This is a genomic window from Methylobacterium mesophilicum (assembly GCF_036441335.1).
Classification (GTDB): Bacteria; Pseudomonadota; Alphaproteobacteria; order Rhizobiales; family Beijerinckiaceae; genus Methylobacterium; species Methylobacterium mesophilicum_B.
Genome location: NZ_MLBW01000016.1, coordinates 51,471 through 67,570 on the forward strand (window position 1 = coordinate 51,471; position 16,100 = coordinate 67,570).

Consider the following 16,100-nt stretch of genomic DNA (forward strand, 5'->3'; position numbering starts at 1 on the left):
TCGGCGGCCGCCGAAAGCGCCGGGTTTGCGCGGGGCGGGCAGTCAAGCTTAGGACGATGGTGCGGCGGGATCGACGCTGCGGAGCAGAGGAGGCTGGATTGAAGGAGCCCGAACAGGGCAGCGCCGAGGCGGTCTACGTCTCGGCCTTGGTCGGCGAGATGATGCAGCGCGTGCTCACTCACGCCCTCACGGATCTCGCGAGGATGAAGGGGGCAGCCTACCTCGACATGTTCGTGGAACGCGAACTCAGCCGCTACACGGACCTGTACCGCGAGCGGCCGGACGATACGCCCGAGACCACCAGCATGCTGCGTGCCTGGTTCGGGCTGGAGGGCAGCGCCGCGCTGCGCGCCGTGGTCGAACGTGCGAGCGCCGAAGCGCGGCGCGATTGAGGGCTGCGGCGCGTCGGGTCCGGCCGCCGACGACGGCCGCCGCGGCGCGTGAGGACACGGTCCGGCCCGGCCGAGCGCGATCCGCCGCGCGCTCGGAAGCCCTGTCCCGGGATGGAAGATTTGCCCGGAGCGCGGGCTGTTCCGGATGCCGGACTCCGCCCCGGCGTCGGAGCGGTCGTCGCGTCGTACCGGGCAACTTCAGGCGGTCTGCGGGTGCGCCGGACCGGGGAGCCGACGCGGGACAACATCGACGACGGCCCTATTGTGGTGTTATCAATACATCATGGTTGGCCAAGACCGTGATTCAAACCACCGATAGTGTTTATTGTTGGGAGCACACGCTCCGACTGCCGCCGTACTGGCCGTTGCGCACATCGGGATGGCGAAGGTTGCATCGAAGCGCGATCGGGCTGCGAGGGGCAAGGGGACGCACTGCTCGCTCGAACGACTGCGCCGTCTCTCGAGGGCCGCTGGTCCTGCGTCCAGCGCCGCCGGCGGCATTGGGCACGGAGCGCGTCCGCGCCGCGGAGAAAGTCACGATGGCCGGTCACCAGATCCAGTCACGGCGATCTCAACGGTCAGGATGTCCTGACAGCGGAGGCAGACATGAGGAGACGGCAGTTCTTGTCGTACCTGACCGGTGCCGCCTTATGTCCGCAGCCAGTATTGGCTCACGATGGGAATAAGCGGTTCCGTATCGCGCTGATCACGGCCGGCAGCGTCATGCTCACGCTGAACGATGTCCGCGAAGACCTCGCCGCAAGGGGCTGGATCGAGGGAAAGAACATCGCGTTCGACTATGGCTACGGCAACGACGATGCCGCTCGGCTCGATCAGATTGTCGCCGACGTGGTCGCGCGGAGAGTCGATGTCATCGTCGCATGGGGGACGCTCGCGCCGCTCGCGGCGAAGCGTGGAACGGGCTCGATTCCGATCGTGATGGCGGGGGCCGGCGATGCTGTGGGAAGCGGCCTCGTCTCCAATCTGGCTCGGCCGCCCGAGAACGTGACCGGCTACAGCTTCGTGCCTCCCGAGATGTCGGAGAAGAGACTGCAGCTCATCGTGGGCTCCAAGCCCGGCATCAAGCGCGTCGCGATCGTATGGAATCGGAACAATCCGCACTCCGCCGGCGTGTTTTCCGAGATCGAGAAGATTTCCGTTCGCTATCGCGTCGAAGCCGTCTCCGCTCCGGTGGCCGGGCGTCTCGACGGTGAGGCCGTGTTCGAGAACCTCGTGACCGCGCGCTGCGATGCGATCATGATTGTCGAGGATCCGTTGACGAACAGTTTGCTGGCGGAAATCGCGCAGCGCGCCATCGAGAGCAAATTGCCATCCTTGGGGGAGAGGCGGGCCTATGCCGTGGCCGGCGGCCTGATCTCGTACGGACCCGACCTGGACGACAGTGCCCGTTGGGTCGCCGCGTATGTCGACCGGATCCTGAGAGGAGAGACGCCGGCCGATCTGCCTGTGCAGCAGCCCACGAAATTCGTGCTGGTGATCAACGGCAGGACGGCCAAGGCGATCGATGTGAATCTGCCGTTCGATCTGCTCGCGCGTGCGGAAGAGATCCTTGACTGAGCATCCTGGACGCGTCCGACGCGGCGTGATCGGTGGCGAACATCCGTTGCAGGTTGCCTCGCGCCGACGCGGCCCGCCATGGTTCACCGCGGCCGCCCGGTCGCACCGTCTCTCCGAGACGGTGCGAGGTGTCAGTCTCGCGACCGCGTCGAAGAAGGCGCGGCCGGGGGCTGCACAGGCCAAGGACAGTGCGACGTCTTCGCGGCGCGCCACCCGACGGGCCCTCTGTTTCCGAGCGGTCGCCGTGTCGGCAGAGCCGACCAGATGAGCGTCAGCACGGGCCGGATGCTGGCAGTCAGCCCGGCGGTCGCGCCGGGGGGCACCCAGCACGCCCGTGAGGCTGCCGGACCAGGGCGCGCGTTCGAGGATCGTGCCGCTGCCGCTCTCGCGGTGGCGGACGCGGATCTTCGATCACGATCGTCGGGCAGACGATCAGCCGTGTGCGGCGGCGGGGCCGCGATCCGTTCTCGAGGGCGGCAGGCATGATCACAGGACGGCACCTCCTCGCGGCACGGCTCTCTCTGCGCTGGGGGCCTTCGGAGTTGGCCAAACGCGCCAAGGTGCCACTGGGCGTCGTGACGCGGGCCGAGAGCAGTCCCGGAGAACCGGCCATCACGATCGCTCAACGGAACGCCCTGGTGCAGGTCCTGCGTTCCGCCGGCGCCAGCTTTCCGGCGGCCGTCCCTGCACCGGACCCGCCTGACAATCAGTCGTGAGCCTGATCCCCGGTGGCCTCGCGCGCGCTCGCGATCCCGGTACGCGCCTGCTCGAACGCGGCCGTCTCTCGCTCCAGCAGACCCAGTTCCCTCAGAAAGGCCGGGACCGGTTCCAGGAAGACGCCGAGGCGGATCACCCCCGAATCCGGATCGGGCTTCACATAGTTGCGCGTTTCGTAAAGCCCGGAGCCGCCACCCGCCAACTGGTTCAACAACGCGCACCGGCGCACCCACGAGATGAGGCCCCGAGCATAGGCGTCTTCGACCAGCTTGAATGCGCCGATGACGGCGTCCTCGTAGTCGGGATCCGTCTGCATCACGACTCTGCGGGGCGTTTCCTGCATGATTGTCCTGGGCTCTCCTGGACCCTGGCCATCCGGCGCACGCTGACCATGCGGCCGGCCGTCGAAGCTGACCCGGACTCGGGCAAGTCATGCGCAGGCGCAGAGCCCGCGGCAGCCCTGCTGTCGCCATCATTTGTGATGCCCGGTGCTCGACCGAAGGACGTATCGGCCCGTCGCGGGCCGCCCTGCTTGCGGCCGGAGCCCTGAGGCCACATAGCTGTGCCATGTCACCCGATGTGCCGCATCCCTACACGATCACCGTCGAGCCCCTGAAGCGGCCGGAGGGGCAGTTCGGTTGGGCGCTCCGCAGGAGCGGCAAGCTGATCGAGCGCTCGGATCGGCCCTTCCTGACCGAGCAGAAGGCCTTCGAGAACGCGTTGCGGGCGATCGAGATCGATCTGAAGCCGAAGAGCGGCTTTCGCTGAGCGTGGTAGGGGCCGGGACGGCGGCGGCGATCACGAAGCGCCGGCAACGCCGCTGACGCGGGTGTTCCGGGACACGCCGAGCCCGAGAGCTCGAGCATACATCAGGGTCACACCGCGATGACAGTCGCGAACCTGATGGAGACGACGATGACCTGGACGAACCGCATCACCATAGCTGCGACCCTCATCGGCGGTGCGATCGCGCTGGTGATTTACGCGCAGGCTCTGAGCTTGCCGACGCATTTCGCATGAGCCCGTCTGCCGGAGGAGCGCCCCACACCGCTCCTCCGGCACCGCGCCCGTCACACCGCGCCGCAGGGAGGCAGATCGAGCCCGGTGCCGGCGTCGGAAAAATCGAGATCCCTCTCCGTATCAGTATGTTAGGATAGCGAACGTAATTTCTGGACCATCGCATGCCCCTCTTCCGGTTCCTGATGACAGAAGGAGGCGCCCAGGCCGAACTCGCGGATGCTGAGCTCACGAGCTTGGACGACGCGAAGGCGCATGCCGTCGAACTGGTCGCGCAGCATCTGAGCGTCGCGAGCCGGTCCTTTTGGCAGGACAGCGATTGGCGGCTCGATGTGATGGATGACCGCGGCCTCGTTCTCGCGTCGCTGACGATCGTCGGGTTCGATACCCTCGCGAGCGGTCGCCTCTAGGGCCACGGCGACCCGCGATCGTTGCACCGTGCAGAGCCGCACCGGTTGCGCGCGTGGGGACAAAGGTCCTCGCGCGATGCAGAGCTGTGCCCTGGCCGGCGTGACGGCGCCGGATCGCGACGAAGACCCTGGTACGGCGCGCGGCGTCGCCGCCTGTGACGTCGGCATCCCATCGATGGCCGTCGACCAAGTGCCACCCTTACTGCCGGTGCGGGCAGCCGCGTCCCGCTTCCGGCGACCGTCAAGGAACATGGGCCGGCTCCGCGACGGCGCGGCAGGCTCGTCGGCCCCGCCCGACGCTCCGTGAGAGCCGGCGCGATCGCGTTCGCGGCACGCCCGCGCCCGTCACATCATGTCACACCCGGTCCACCGAACGCCCGGACAGATCATCGCATCGTTCCCCCGGGCACGCCTCTAAACGGGCCGTTAACCAAGATCAGTGATTTGCCGGACTATCGGTAGCTTCGCGCGGGCCGGATTCACCGCCGCGCAAGGATGGCACATCATGCGGCTGATCGTCGGCACCCTGATCGTCTTCGCCTGCGTCTTCGGCAGCTACGCGGCGATGGGTGGCCACCTGGTCGTCCTCTGGCAGCCGTTCGAGTTCGTCATCATCCTCGGCGCAGCGATCGGCGCCTTCGTCATCGGCAACACCGGGCCGGTGCTCAAGGCCGTGCCGGCCATGCTGGGTACACTCGTGAAGGGCCCCAAATATACGCAGAATTCCTATGTCGAACTGCTGGGGATGCAGTTCTCATTGTTCAAGCTCGCGAAGCAGAAGGGCGCGATGGCGCTCGAGCCGCACATCGAAAATCCCAGCGAGTCCGCGCTGTTCAACGCCTTCCCGACCTTCGCGGCGAACCACCACGCGGTCGAGTTCGTCTGCGATTACATGCGGATGGTGACGCTGGGCGCCAACAACGTCCACGAGATCGACGCCCTCATGGATGAGGAGCTGGAGACGCACCACCAGGAGCAGGAGCGTGTCGTCTCGGCCATGCAGTCGCTCGCCGACGGAACACCGGCGCTCGGCATCGTCGCGGCCGTGCTCGGCGTGATCAAGACGATGGGGGCGATCAAGGAGCCGCCGGAGGTGCTGGGCCATCTGATCGGCGGCGCGCTCGTGGGCACCTTCTTCGGCGTCTTCGTCGCCTACGGCTTCTTCGGACCCATGGCGCAGTCGCTCAAGAGCCTCTTCGAGGCTGAATCCAAATACTATCTCTCGCTCAAGGCGGGGCTCCTCGCCCATATCGGCGGCCAGCCGCCGGTGATGGCGGTGGAGTTTGCCCGCAAGTCCCTGATGAGCGACGTCCGCCCGACCTTCAACGAAGTGGAAGCGGCGACCGCCGCTCTGCCCGCCCAGACCTGACCCGATATTCAGCAGGCACGCGATGGCCACGATCATCATCAAGAAGGTCAAGAAGGCCGCCCACGCCCACCACGGCGGGGCCTGGAAGATCGCCTACGCGGATTTCGTGACCGCCATGATGGCGTTCTTCCTGCTGATGTGGCTGATCAGCATGACCACGCAGGAGCAGAAGATCGGCCTGGCGGAATACTTCTCGCCCGCCGCGTTGAGCCCCGCGACCAGCGGTGCCGGCGGCATCCTGTACGGCACCGCCCTGGATACGTCAGGCAACAAGCCGTCCACGCCCCGCGACGCGGAGCGGGGCTCGGCCGAGCGGGAGGTCACGGAGCGCCCGACCAGTCCGGGCCGCGTCAGCGATGTCGATGCCAGCCGCCCGGTCGCCAACGTGGAGGCCAACTACAGCGCCATAGCCAGCCTCCGGCAGGCGCTCCAGACGATGCCCGACATCGCCGAGCTGTCGAAGAACATCGTGATCGAGCAGACCAAGGAGGGCGTGAACGTCTCCCTCGTGGACCAGGACGGCCGCGCCATGTTCCGCGAGGGCTCCGTCGAACCCTACGAGCGCACCCGTCGCGTGCTGGAGGCCCTCGCGCCCGCCCTGCGCCGGATGCCCAACCGCCTGTCGATCACCGGCTACACGGCCGTCGCGCGCCCGGGCTCGGCGCGGGCCGGCGAACCCTGGAGTCTCTCCGCCGGGCGCGCCCTCTCCGTGCGCGAGATCCTGTCGGGTGCAGGAGTTCCCAACGACAACTTCTCGTCCGTATCGGGACGCGGCGACACGGAGCCGGTCTTCCCCGACAATCCCTACCTCGCGCCGAACCGCCGGGTGACGATCACGCTGCTCAACGCGAGCCCGCCGGTACCCCCGAATCTCCTGCGCTGACGCCAGGGCGTCTCGCCGTCTCAGGGCGGCAACGCGCGCGGCGCCGACGATACCGCCTCGGATGCCGGGCGGTCAGACGTCGCTCGTCACCGGGTGGCGCAGCATGGGTCGGAGGCTCCGCGGGGGACCGGGCGCGCGTCCAAGCCGCCGTGCCAGCGCCTGACGTAGAGGCGGAGGAACTCGGTGACCGCGCGGTCCGCGTAGGCGTGCGGTTCCTCGCCGGCCGTGGGCGGGACCAGGTCGCTCGGCGAGCGGCCGAGCAGGACGGCGGCGAGTTCGCGCCCGCGAAGGCCGGCCACCCTCGCCTCGTCGATGGCTCGCCGGTCGAGGCCGCGTCGGCCTGTATCGCCGTCTGTATCGCCGTCGCCGGCATCCGTCAGAAGCATGGCGTCGGACCGTTCGGGGCGCGGTCCGGGTGGCACCCGAGCCTGAGGCGGCACGGGCCGGAGGCGAACCCGGGGTGACGCATGCCCCCGGTCTCGCGGCCGCCCCGAACGCCGATCGGACGGCGTGCCCGGCACGACCTCGCACTCGGGTTCGGATACCCTGGGAGGCCCGCGCATCCGTCGCGCGCGATTCGGGCGGGCCCGGGTCGGACCCGCAGGGAGGCGACCGGTGTCGGACGGTTCCCCATGACTCCCGGGCCGGCCGTCAAGCCGCACGTCCCTCGACGACGACGGTGTCGACGATCTCGGTGTCCTCGTAGACCCACTTGGTCAGGGCGCCCGCGACCGGCGCGCCGGCGACAGGGGTGAGCCAGCACAGCCACAACGGGGCCATGTCCTCGCCGCCGGCGAACTGCGCGACGCCGGTCGAGCGCGCGGGGTTCACCGCGGTGATGGTCACCGGGATCGGCGCGGGGTGGATCAGCACGAGGACGAAGCCGATGGGGATGCCGCGCGCAGGAGCGTCTCGAGGCGCGCATGGTCGCTCATCGTGCCGTCTCCGAGGGCGGATGGGAGTGTGCGGAGGCGTCGAGGAGCGGCGCGGGGCCGGGCACCGCGGAGCTGGGCCGCCCGTCCGGCGTGGAGCCCCGCGCGTAGAGAAGGGCCACGGCGTGCCAGAACGCCTCCCGTTCCGCGGGGGCGCGCGCCGCCAGAAGCGCGTCGATCCCCGCGCGCATCGCGGCGGCGATCAGGTCCGGGTCGTCGCCGGCGTCCGTCGCCGGCCGCGCCGGATCGTCCACCGGGGGCATCGCTCAAGCCTCCCCGAGTTCGACGGCGAGCCTGTCCCGGGCGCGGCTGACGCGGCTCTTCACCGTGCCGGGCGGGCAGCCGATCCGCGCCGCGGCGGCCTCGTAGGTCAGGTCCTCGAGGGCGACGAGCAGCAGCGCCTCGCGTTGGGCGGGTTCGAGACGAGCGAGCGCCTCCTGCACGTCCTGGACATCGAGGCGATGCTCCTGGTCGGCGAGGCTCGCCAGCCCCGCGGCGTGGGCGCCGTCAGGATCAGGAACCTCCCGGCGGTACTTCATCCGCCCGTTGAGATGGCCGTTGCGCAGGATCGTGAAGAGCCATGCCTTGAGGCCGGTCCCCGGGCGGTAGCTGGTACGGTGCTCGCAGGCCTTGAGCAGGGTGAACTGCACGAGATCCTCGCTCTCGGTCGCGTCGCGGGTCAGCGACAGCGCGTACCGGCGCAGGTCCGGCAGCACTCCGACGAGATCGGACGTGAAACTGCGCTCGGCGCGCGTCTCGGCGGCCTCCAGGGCCTGCGAGAGGCGGCGGAGGACGCGGCCCAGGGGCGACATCGCGTCCACCGACGCGATCTCTGGGTCGATATCACGTAGATCTCGCCCGAGGCCCGATCCCGCGCGCGAGATCACGGCCCCGTGGGTATCCGGCGATCGCAAGTGTTCGGCGGCGTGCGGCACGGGGATAGGCTCACCATCATCTTGAGGGAGGGCCCGGGGACCGATGGCGGTCCGGCGAGCTCGGTGAGCATCAATCTTTGGTCGCAGCGCCCCGCGTCAATGATACGTGCGTACTGGGATCCTAACATAAATTTTGGAACCAGCTTGCGCACAATCGGTTCTTGCGTGGCTGCCGGCCCGGCGGCGACGATGGGAAAGGACGATGCGAGCCGTGACGGCGGGCGTCGACAGGCACGAACTCCGGCAGATCATCGCCGGGTTGAGCGAGGGCGTGATCCTGGTCGAGCCCGACCAGACCATCGCGTACGCCAACGAGGCCGCGCTCGCCATGCACGGCGCCGGGTCCCTCGACGAGCTCGGCCCGACCGTCGACGCCTACCGCGAGCGCTTCCGCCTGCGCTACCGCAACCAYGTCACGCCGAACCAGTACCCGATCGAGCGGGTCGTGGCCGGCGAGCGCTTCCACGACGTCGTGGTCGAGGTGCGCCGGGCCGACAGGCCCGACATGGACTTCGTGCACTCGCTGCGCAGCCTCGTGGCCACGGACCGCGACGGCAACCCGAGCTGCCTGGCGCTGATCCTCAAGGACGTCTCCGACCAGTTCGAGGCCGAGGAGCGGTTCGAGCGCACCTTCAACGCCAACCCGGCGCCGGCCGTGATCACGCGCCTGTCCGACCTGCGCCACGTCAAGGTCAATCACGGCTTCCTGGAGATGACCGGCCACACCCGCGACGCCGTCATCGGCCGCAGCGTCTACGAGGTCGACGTCCTGGCCGGCGCGCGCAACCGCGACCTCGCGGTCGCGCGGCTCAACGCCGGYGGCACGATCCCGCAGATGGAGGCCTGCCTCGACCTGCCCGACGGCGGCAGCCGCTTCGTGATCGTCGCCGGCCAGCCGATCGCGATGGGCGACGAGCCCTGCATGCTGTTCACCTTCGCCGACCTGGARCTGCGCCGGAAGGCCGAGGCCGCCCTGCGCCAGAGCGAGGAGCGCTTCGCCAAGGCGTTCCGCCTGACGCCGGTCCCCACCGTGCTGGTGCGGGCCGACGACGGCCAGGTCACGGGCGTGAACGAGRCGTTCGGCCGGGTCTTCGGSCTGGGCGAGGACCGCGTCGTCGGCCGCTCGCTGGTGGAGGCCGGCCTGTGGGTCGCCGACAAGCAGCGCCTGCAGGTCGAGGCCGCCCTGGAGCGGCAGGGCTACGTGCTGGGTGTCGAGGTCTGCCTGCGCCACGAGAGCGGCGCCAACCTCGACTGCCTGGTCTCGGCCGAGCGCATCGAGATCAACGAGACGGCCTTCGTGCTGATGGTCCTGCAGGACATCACCGAGCGCAAGCACACCGAGCGGGAGCTGTTCGACGCCATCGAGACGGTGATGGCCGACACGTCGTGGTTCAGCCGCGGGCTGATCGAGAAGCTNGGCCGCTCGCTGGTGGAGGCCGGCCTGTGGGTCGCCGACAAGCAGCGCCTGCAGGTCGAGGCCGCCCTGGAGCGGCAGGGCTACGTGCTGGGTGTCGAGGTCTGCCTGCGCCACGAGAGCGGCGCCAACCTCGACTGCCTGGTCTCGGCCGAGCGCATCGAGATCAACGAGACGGCCTTCGTGCTGATGGTCCTGCAGGACATCACCGAGCGCAAGCACACCGAGCGGGAGCTGTTCGACGCCATCGAGACGGTGATGGCCGACACGTCGTGGTTCAGCCGCGGGCTGATCGAGAAGCTGGCGAACCTGCGCAGGCCGGGCCGGGAGGCGGGCGACGCGTCGGCACCGAACCTGACGGTGCGCGAGCGGCAGATCCTGAACCTGATCTGCTCGGGGCTGAGCGACGACGCGATCGCGCGCAAGCTCAACCTGTCGCGCAACACGGTGCGCAATCACGGCGCCGCGCTCTACCGGAAGCTCGGCATTCACAAGCGCAGCGAGGCCGTCGTCTGGGGTCGCGAGAACGGTTTTCCGCTGAACATCTCCGACGGATGAATACCACGATACTGGTACTTACGGACCATTGATCGGGCGCGGGCGGCGCACATCTTCCGGTCGGCCAGGGTTCTACCGCGCAGGACGGGGCGCCCCTGATCGAAGACGGGACGCCATTGCCCGCCGGACGCGCGACGCGCCCGCGTCGAAGGCGGGCGGATCCGGGTCCGCGGGCTCCGGCCCGCGCTGACGGACGTCACCCGGCGCCTCGCGGCGAGGCGCCCTCACCACGAGCGCGATCGCGGCGGCGATCGCCGACGCGACAACGGAGGAGCACGACATGGTCGATACGGATCGGATCACAGGGGCCGCCAAGGAGTTCGGCGGCAAGGTGCAGGGCGCGGTGGGCGACCTGACCGGCTCGCGGCGGGACTCGGTCGAGGGCCGCGCCCGCGCGGCGGCGGGCCAGGCCGAGACCGTCTACGCCTGAGCCGCGCCCACGTCAGACCGCGCCGAGATCCGCGGCTTCNCGGGAGACCAGCGCCACCGCCTCCCGCAGGGTCGCGAGGTCGGCCCCCGGGCGCATCCCGTGGGTCGAGAGGTGACGCCGGAAGGCCCGCGCGCCCGGCCGGCCGTTGAACAGGCCGAGCATGTGCCGGGTGACCGCGTGGAGGCGCTCGCCCCGGGCGAGGCACGCGGCGATGTAGGGCTCGAACGCCGCGACCGCCGCGAAGGCGTCGGGGGCCGGGGCCGGCACGCCGAACAGGTCGGGATCGACCCCGAGCAGCAGCGCCGGCTCGGTGTAGGCGGCGCGGCCGACCATGACGCCGTCGACCTCCGCGAGCCGCGCCCGCGCGGAATCCAGGTCGCGCAGGCCGCCGTTGACCGCGATCGGCAGGCCGGGAAGCCGCCGCTTCAGCCGCGCGGCGCGGCCGTAATCGAGGGGCGGCACGTCGCGGTTCTCCTTGGGCGAGAGCCCCTGGAGCCAGGCCTTGCGGGCGTGGACGATCAGCCCGTCGACGCCCGCCGCCACCACGGCGTCGGCCAGGCTGTCGAGCGCCGCCTCGGGGTCCTGGTCGTCGACGCCGATCCGGCACTTCACCGTCACCGGCACGGGGACCGCGGCCTTCATGGCGGCGACGCAGTCGCCGACCAGGGCCGGCTCGCGCATCAGGCAGGCGCCGAAGCGGCCCTCCTGCACCCGGTCCGAGGGGCAGCCGACGTTGAGATTGACCTCGTCGTAGCCGAGATCCGCGGCGATCCGGGCGGCCTGCGCCAGCTCCGCCGGATCCGAGCCGCCGAGCTGGACCGCCACCGGGTGCTCGAGCGCCGAGAAGCCGAGCAGGCGCTCGCGCGGCCCGTGCAGCACAGCGCCGGTCGTCACCATCTCGGTGTAGAGCCGGGCGCGCGCGGAGAGGGACCGGTGGAACGCCCGGCAATGGCGATCCGTCCAGTCCATCATCGGGGCGACGGAGAAGCGCCATCCCGCCAGTGCGCCGCGTTCGTCAGCCGCCGTCACGTTCCCAGATCCGCGCTGTGCCCGTAGTCCCGCCCGCGAGGCGTCCCGCCGGGGGCGGGGCGCGCCCGCGATCCGGCAGGTGGCGGGTGAGCGCGCCGGATACCACGGGAGGCCGCCCGGCGAAACGGCGCGCGACGCCGGTCAGGCCGTCGCCGTCGCCGCGGGGGCGCGGCGCTGTCGCGCGACGCCGCTCCGGACGGGGGCGTCCGGCCGTGCCATTCCCCCGGCCGCATCCGCGCTGCCGCGCGCAGTAGGAAGCATATCTCACATGTGTGGCCGGCATGGAATTACTCCAATCTGGGAGCGATCATAGGTCGCCGCGGCGCCGGAGCACAGTTGATTCTATCTATGAACTGCGGCTGATGATAGAATTGTTGAGCGGGAATATTTGAAATGACGATCGGCAAGAAGATGTTCTATCTCATCAGCTGTATCTTGCTGGCATTCATAGCGATCGTGGGCGTCCAGATCTCGTCGGTCGGCACGGTGATGATGGAGGGTCGCAAGACCGCGATCCGCGCCCAGGTCGAGTCGGCGCACGGCATCGTGGTGGCGTTCGCCCGGCAGGCGGAGGCCGGCACCATCACGGTCGACGAGGCGCGGCGGCGCGCGGCGGACGCGCTGCGGGCGATGCGCTACAACGGCAACGACTACGTCTTCGTCTACAGCTCGACCCCGGGCGACATCGGGCGCAATGTCGTCCATCCCGATCCCAAGATCGAGAACACGCGGTCCCGCGACGACGCGGCGATGAAGAAGACCTTCGTGGGGACGATGATCCAGCGCGCCCAGGAGGGCGGCGGCTTCACAGAGTACCGGTGGGCCCGCCTCGGCGAGACCGAGGCCGCCCCGAAGGTCGCCTACTCGCTCGCCTACGAGCCCTGGCAGTGGGTCATCAACTCGGCCCTGTACGTGGACGACATCCACGCCCTGGACCGGGCGCGGATGGTCACCACCCTGCTCTGGCTGATCCCCCTCGCGATCGGGATCGGGCTGGTCGGGTTCCTGCTGGCGCGCAGCATCACGCGCCCCCTGAGCGCCTTCACGGCCGCCCTCCGCCAGCTCGCCGGCGGCGCGACGGACCTCGCGATCCCGGGGCTCGGTCGGCGCGACGAGATCGGTCAGATGGCCGAGGCCGCCGGCGTGTTCCGGGACAGCATGATCCAGGCGCGGACCCTGTCGAACGAGCAGCGCGCCGAGCAGGAGCGCCGGCAGGAGCGCGCCCAATGGATGGAGGCGGTGACCCGCAGCTTCGACGCCGAGGCGGGCCAGCTCCTGGCACGGGTCGACGCCGCTGCGGCCGGCATGCGGGAGGCCTGTGGGGCGATGGCCGACACCGCCGCGCAGGCGTCACGGCAGGCCGGCTCGGCGGCCGAGGCGGCGCAGCAGGCGGCCGCCAACGTTCAGACCGTGGCGGCGGCCACCGAGGAGCTGTCCGCCTCGATCGGCGAGATCGGCGGGCAGGTCGCCAAGTCGGCCACCATCGCCGGCCAGGCCGTGGCCGAGGCGGAGCGCACCGACCGGCAGATCCGCGGCCTCGCCGGGACGGCGGAGCGGATCGGGGAGGTCGTGCGGATCATCTCGGCGATCGCCGAGCAGACCAACCTGCTGGCGCTGAACGCCACGATCGAGGCGGCGCGGGCGGGCGATGCCGGGCGCGGCTTCGCCGTGGTCGCCGCCGAGGTGAAGGGCCTGGCCGGGCAGACCGCGAAGGCCACCGAGGAGATCACCGCGCAGATCGCGGCGATCCAGGGCGAGACGACGGAGGCGGTCGGCGCGGTCAACGCGATCGGCAGGACCGTCGACACCATGAACGCGATCGCCAGCGCGATCGCGGCGGCGGTCGAGCAGCAGCGGTTCGCCACCGGGCACATCGCGCAGAACATCGACGGGGCCGCCCGGGGGACCGATGCGGTGAGCCAGAACGTGGTCTCGGCCGCGTCGGCCGCGGAGGCGACGCACCGCGTCGCCGGGGAGGTCGGTGCGGCCGCCGGCGACGTCTGCCGCAGCGCCGAGGCCCTGCGCGCCGAGGTGATGCGCTTCCTCGTCGAGATGCGCGCCGCCTGAGGGGGGCGCCGCTCCGGACGGGCGCCCTACGTGGGGCCCGTCCGCGCGGCGCGTCGGAGAGGCGCGTCAGAACACCGGCATGGCCCCGGCCACCGTGACGAGCGCGCCGGACGTGTAGCTGCTCTCCTCCGAGGCCAGCATCACGTAGGCCGAGGCGAGTTCGGCCGGCTGTCCGGGCCGGCCGAACGGCACCTGGCTGCCGAACGATGTCACCGAATCCTGGCTCATCCCGGAGGGGATGAACGGGGTCCAGATCGGCCCGGGCAGCACGCCGTTCACGCGCACGCCCTTGTCGGCGAGCAGCTGGGCGAGGCTGAGCACCATGTTGCTCAGGGCGCCCTTGGTGGCGCTGTAGGCCAGGAGCGACGGCATCGGGTGCTTGGAATTCACCGAGGAGGTGAAGATCACCGAGGCGCCGGGCTTCAGATGGGCGAGCGCCGCCTTGGTCACGTAGAAGGCGCCGAACACGTTGGTGCGGAAATGGTCCTCGAACACGGCGTCGTCGATCCCGGCGAGGTCTTGGTTCGGCTGCTGGAACGCGCCGTTGTTGACCAGCACGTCGAGGCGCCCGAACGTCTCCACCGTGCGGGCGACGATCTGGCGCCCGTAGGCGGCGTCCTTGAGGTCGCCCGGCAGGAGCAGCGCGCGCCGGCCCGCCTTCTCGACCCACTGGGCGACCGCCTCCGCGTCGGCCTGCTCGTCCGGCAGGTAGGAGATGGCGATGTCGGCCCCTTCCCGGGCGAAGGCGATGGCGACCGCGCGGCCGATGCCGGAATCGCCGCCGGTGATCAGCGCCGCCTGGCCGGTCAGCTTGCCGGAGCCCGCGTAGCTCGCCTCGCCGTGGTCGGGTTCCGGCTCCATGCGGCCGGTCTTGCCGGGGAAGCTCTGGGGCTGCGCCGCGAAGGGCGGCCGGGGATACTTGTGCAGCGGATCCGTGGTCACGCGTCGTCTCCGGTGGGGGTGCCGGTCCAACCGCGCGGCATCCCGCGTGTTCCGGAGCCTTGGCGCCGCGCCCCCGCCGGCGATGCCCCGTCCGAGGCCGCCTCCGCCGCGGACCGCACGGGCGCGTGTGCCGGCGACGGACCGACACAGGTCGACACAGGTCAGCAACAGCCGCCCGTCACTCTGGCCGCGAGGAGGTCCCGCCATGATCGACGTTCAGCCGGAGGATCGGGCCGCCCGCGTGATCGACCGCGTCCTGCTCTGCGCAGCGATGCTCTCGCTCACCTTCGGGCTGATCACGGGCCTGTGGGGCCTGCTGCAGTGAGCCAGCCCCGCGACGCGGACCCTTCCCGGGGATCCGGGGCGCGGACCGTGATCCGGCCCGGCCGCGCAGCCCTGCGGCGATCCCGACGGGACTACACCGCCGTGGCCCTGATCGGGGCGGGGCTGACGGTGCTCGCGCTCGCGCTGCTGCTGGTCGGGCTCCCGTGAGCGGTCGCCGGCGATGCTGCTGAACCGTGCCCTCGTCGCGGCGGTGATCGTCGCGGGCGCGGCGTTCCTGCTGTACCTCGCGGCTCTCGCGCGCGCCGCGCTGTCGCCCAACGAGCCCTACGCGGCCAGCATCGGCCTCACCCTCGACCAGTGCGCGGCCGCCCAGGACGGCCTGTCCGCCGAGGCGGCGCGCCTGTACTGCCGCAGGCCCGTGCCGAAGCGGATGTGACCGGCCGGGTTCCCGGCCTGCCGGCGCCCGCGTGAGTTTTCCTGACATCCCGCGTGAAGACACGGTGATTGTCCGTGCGGCATCCCGGACTTAGACCCCGGGGCACCGGCCGGACCGACCGTCGAGCCGGATCGCGGGACACTGCGCGGGAGGGCCAGCACCATGGCGGACGACGCGACGATCCGGCCCGGCCGCTGTCATTGCGGGGCCGTGCGCTTCGAGGCGGCCCTGAGCGACGATCTCGCGTCGATCCGCCGGTGCACCTGCTCCTACTGCCGCATGCGCGGCGCCGTCGTCGTCATGGCGCGGCCGGGCGGCGTGAGGATCCTGCAGGGGGCGGAGGCGCTGACGACCTACCGGTTCCATACCGGGGCGGCGCAGCACTTCTTCTGCTCCCGCTGCGGCGTCTACACGCATCATCAGCGGCGGTCGGACCCGAACGTCCACGCGGTCAACGTGGCCTGCCTGGACGGGGTCAGCCCCTTCGACTTCCCGGAGGTCCCGGTGATGGACGGCGTCAATCACACGAACGATACCGGCCGGCCCACGCGGCGCGCCGGCACGCTGCGCTTCGTCCCGGCGGAGTGACGGCCGCGTGACGGCCGCGTGACGGTGGTGGAGCGGCCGCGGTCGGGAGCCGGCGCGGGACCCCCGATCGGTCCCGTCTGACCGGCCCTGTCCCCGAGCGCCGCTCCGGACCGGGCCC

17 protein-coding genes and 1 pseudogene are annotated in these 16,100 nt (G+C 70.6%); 11 read left to right on the forward strand and 7 right to left on the reverse strand.

Going from position 1 to position 16,100, the window contains the following annotated elements; genetic code table 11:
* Positions 1–98 precede the first annotated feature (98 nt).
* A complete protein-coding gene (locus MMR14E_RS11940) occupies positions 99–392 on the forward strand; it encodes a hypothetical protein (RefSeq protein ID WP_331314502.1) in 294 nt (97 codons plus the stop codon).
* 624 nt (positions 393–1,016) lie between these two features.
* Positions 1,017–1,970 (forward strand): ABC transporter substrate-binding protein, encoded by a 954-nt coding sequence (locus MMR14E_RS11945; protein WP_331314504.1) that lies wholly within the window; start codon positions 1,017–1,019, stop codon positions 1,968–1,970.
* A gap of 706 nt (positions 1,971–2,676) precedes the next feature.
* Here the strand turns inward: MMR14E_RS11945 and MMR14E_RS11950 are convergent.
* Complete coding sequence (locus tag MMR14E_RS11950; protein WP_331314506.1) at positions 2,677–3,003, reverse strand: hypothetical protein; 327 nt, start codon at positions 3,001–3,003, stop codon at positions 2,677–2,679.
* Between the two features lie 251 nt (positions 3,004–3,254).
* Here MMR14E_RS11950 and MMR14E_RS11955 point away from each other — a divergent pair, with 251 nt between their 5' ends.
* The 4 genes from MMR14E_RS11955 to MMR14E_RS11970 all read left to right on the forward strand — a co-directional run bounded on the left by MMR14E_RS11955 (position 3,255) and on the right by MMR14E_RS11970 (position 6,366).
* Positions 3,255–3,455: a hypothetical protein gene (locus MMR14E_RS11955; protein WP_331314508.1), complete on the forward strand. Its 201-nt coding sequence runs from the start codon at positions 3,255–3,257 to the stop codon at positions 3,453–3,455.
* A 413-nt stretch (positions 3,456–3,868) separates the two neighbouring features.
* Positions 3,869–4,114 (forward strand): DUF6894 family protein, encoded by a 246-nt coding sequence (locus tag MMR14E_RS11960; protein WP_331314509.1) that lies wholly within the window; start codon positions 3,869–3,871, stop codon positions 4,112–4,114.
* A gap of 505 nt (positions 4,115–4,619) precedes the next feature.
* Entirely contained in the window at positions 4,620–5,483 is an 864-nt protein-coding gene (gene motA / locus MMR14E_RS11965; RefSeq protein WP_331314511.1) for a flagellar motor stator protein MotA, read from the forward strand.
* A 22-nt stretch (positions 5,484–5,505) separates the two neighbouring features.
* Entirely contained in the window at positions 5,506–6,366 is an 861-nt protein-coding gene (locus tag MMR14E_RS11970) for a flagellar motor protein MotB (protein WP_331314512.1), read from the forward strand.
* Between the two features lie 86 nt (positions 6,367–6,452).
* Here MMR14E_RS11970 and MMR14E_RS11975 read toward each other — a convergent pair whose 3' ends face one another.
* From MMR14E_RS11975 to MMR14E_RS11990, 4 genes are all read right to left on the reverse strand, one after another.
* Entirely contained in the window at positions 6,453–6,665 is a 213-nt protein-coding gene (locus MMR14E_RS11975; protein WP_331314514.1) for a hypothetical protein, read from the reverse strand.
* 352 nt (positions 6,666–7,017) lie between these two features.
* On the reverse strand, positions 7,018–7,323 hold the full coding sequence (locus tag MMR14E_RS11980) for an aquaporin (protein ID WP_331314733.1): 306 nt from the start codon (positions 7,321–7,323) through the stop codon (positions 7,018–7,020).
* Positions 7,298–7,561 (reverse strand): hypothetical protein, encoded by a 264-nt coding sequence (locus tag MMR14E_RS11985; RefSeq protein ID WP_331314516.1) that lies wholly within the window; start codon positions 7,559–7,561, stop codon positions 7,298–7,300. Before MMR14E_RS11985 ends, MMR14E_RS11980 begins: the two co-directional genes overlap by 26 nt.
* A 3-nt stretch (positions 7,562–7,564) precedes the next feature.
* Positions 7,565–8,110, reverse strand: coding sequence for a sigma-70 family RNA polymerase sigma factor (locus MMR14E_RS11990; protein WP_331314735.1), 546 nt, complete (start codon positions 8,108–8,110; stop codon positions 7,565–7,567).
* Positions 8,111–8,444: 334 nt separating this feature from the next.
* Here MMR14E_RS11990 and MMR14E_RS11995 point away from each other — a divergent pair, with 334 nt between their 5' ends.
* Both MMR14E_RS11995 and MMR14E_RS12005 read left to right on the forward strand, forming a co-directional pair.
* On the forward strand, positions 8,445–10,205 hold the full coding sequence (locus tag MMR14E_RS11995; RefSeq protein ID WP_419539337.1) for a PAS domain S-box protein: 1,761 nt from the start codon (positions 8,445–8,447) through the stop codon (positions 10,203–10,205).
* Between the two features lie 280 nt (positions 10,206–10,485).
* Positions 10,486–10,629, forward strand: a pseudogene (locus MMR14E_RS12005) (CsbD family protein); the annotation flags it as partial.
* A gap of 18 nt (positions 10,630–10,647) precedes the next feature.
* On the opposite strand, the gene dusA reads toward MMR14E_RS12005, so the two are convergent.
* Positions 10,648–11,664 carry a tRNA dihydrouridine(20/20a) synthase DusA gene (gene dusA, locus MMR14E_RS12010; protein WP_331314517.1) on the reverse strand — a complete coding sequence of 339 codons (1,017 nt, stop codon included), beginning with the start codon at positions 11,662–11,664 and terminating at the stop codon, positions 10,648–10,650.
* A gap of 435 nt (positions 11,665–12,099) precedes the next feature.
* Here dusA and MMR14E_RS12015 point away from each other — a divergent pair, with 435 nt between their 5' ends.
* Positions 12,100–13,731: a methyl-accepting chemotaxis protein gene (locus MMR14E_RS12015; protein ID WP_331314518.1), complete on the forward strand. Its 1,632-nt coding sequence runs from the start codon at positions 12,100–12,102 to the stop codon at positions 13,729–13,731.
* Between the two features lie 66 nt (positions 13,732–13,797).
* Here MMR14E_RS12015 and MMR14E_RS12020 read toward each other — a convergent pair whose 3' ends face one another.
* On the reverse strand, positions 13,798–14,673 hold the full coding sequence (locus tag MMR14E_RS12020; protein ID WP_331314519.1) for an SDR family oxidoreductase: 876 nt from the start codon (positions 14,671–14,673) through the stop codon (positions 13,798–13,800).
* A 505-nt stretch (positions 14,674–15,178) separates the two neighbouring features.
* On the opposite strand from MMR14E_RS12020, the gene MMR14E_RS12025 reads away from it, so the two are divergent.
* Both MMR14E_RS12025 and MMR14E_RS12030 read left to right on the forward strand, forming a co-directional pair.
* Positions 15,179–15,394, forward strand: coding sequence for a hypothetical protein (locus MMR14E_RS12025; RefSeq protein WP_331314520.1), 216 nt, complete (start codon positions 15,179–15,181; stop codon positions 15,392–15,394).
* 162 nt (positions 15,395–15,556) lie between these two features.
* Entirely contained in the window at positions 15,557–15,982 is a 426-nt protein-coding gene (locus tag MMR14E_RS12030; RefSeq protein ID WP_331314521.1) for a GFA family protein, read from the forward strand.
* Positions 15,983–16,100: the final 118 nt, after the last annotated feature.